Genomic DNA, 1562 nt, shown 5'->3' with positions numbered 1-1562 from the left:
GTAGTCCCAAAAAATAATAAGATTATGATTATGATCAAGGACAGGAATGAACGCTGCTTCATAGCGGAACCTCTTTTCTATGAAATTCATTTATTATAAATGTTAGGTCGTAATGAAGGATAACTAGGAATGTCCATTCTCCATAAAATGACTACGATATAAAGCAAACAAATTGACGTTACGGCCTGAGGGCTGAATCGAAAAAGTGAGGAGGGGGAGAAAATAGATCTCCTCCCCCCCCATTTCACTACCGGCCCATCCTAAATTTCACTAAAGCAAACATAATTGCGGGTTTGTTTTATTTCAAGATCGCTTTGGCTACGATGGCAAGGTCTACAATGTCAACGGTACCGTCATGGTTTACGTCCGCTTTCTCATTCCAGCCCGCTTGGCCTGTTTGTTTGCCGTAAGCCGCTGCAACCACAGCCAAGTCTCCAATGGAGATACCGCCTCCATTGATATCTGCGGTTATTTTCTTGCTTTCGAACACTTGAACTGCTGCTTCCAATGCGGCTTTCGCGCTATCCACCTGCTGTTGGGTAGCATTCGAATCGTTTACTGCCGCTTTGGCTGCATCAATAGCCGACTGCAATTGTGCTTTAGAGCCAATCACATACAGTCCATCTCCATTGCCTTCCATTGCTGCATCGTACATCGCCTGAGCGCTTGTGATCGCTGCGTTCAAGAGCGACTTATCTACAGGTACACTAGGTACAGTGATTTGTATCTCACGGGAAGCTGCGCCGACCTGCAGCTCATTCCCCTCTGCATTGGCAATCACAACATGGTCTACAGAAATTGTCGTATTGGTTGCCTGCGTGACAGATTTGGCCGTAAATTGGATTGCAAGCAAATCGCCTTGGGCAGGTACATTCGTGCCTACGCTGGCAGCGACAATCCGGAGTTGACCCGGAGCTGTTTCCTTTTGATCAATGACTTGGAATCCTTCTTTCAGGGATGTCACCGAATCGAATTGCACACTTGCAGGGTCATACTGTAGTGTGAAATCTTGCCCATACACTTGCTGGTATACGCTTTGCGTAACGTCGGTCAGTCCCATCGTAAGATTGAAGGCCTGACCAGAGTTCACCTGCTGTACACCTGTCAATGTAGACTTTGGTGTTACTGGCGCTGCCGGTGCCACCAACTCAAACCAGTTAATATTCCATCCGCCTGCTTCTACGCGCAGCCTTATCGTATGGCTGCCAGCAATTAAGGAAACTTCGTCGGATACTGTACTCCAATTCTGCCAACCTCCGGTTGACGGCAACGATGTTATTTTTTGAGAAACACCATCTACAAGGAAATTGACTTTACCTGTATTACCACCGTTTACAGCTACCCTGTAATTTAACTTATAAACTCCTGTCTCTGGCACATTCACAACGTAGTCCATCCAGTCTCCCGGATCTGTGTATCCTACATCCTTTGTACCCTCTGAGCTGTCCTCTGTCTGAATCCCAGACATATTAACATAATTTTCCACTTCTACTTTACCAACATATTGTACAGTTACGCTAATGCTTGTTGTCAATGGCACGTTGTTGGGATTTGCTACCCCT

Annotated in this window: 1 protein-coding gene; it reads right to left on the bottom strand. The window is 46.0% G+C overall.

The window, feature by feature from the left end; genetic code table 11:
* Positions 1-298: 298 nt before the first annotated feature.
* The coding region (locus tag GC098_RS08455; protein WP_246358508.1) for a carbohydrate-binding protein at positions 299-1562 on the bottom strand (1264 nt) is incomplete at its 5' end.

Origin of the sequence: Paenibacillus phytorum, assembly GCF_013141715.1 — a bacterium.
Taxonomy (GTDB): domain Bacteria; phylum Bacillota; class Bacilli; order Paenibacillales; family NBRC-103111; genus Paenibacillus_E; species Paenibacillus_E phytorum.
This window is presented reverse-complemented; position numbering and strand designations above follow the sequence as displayed.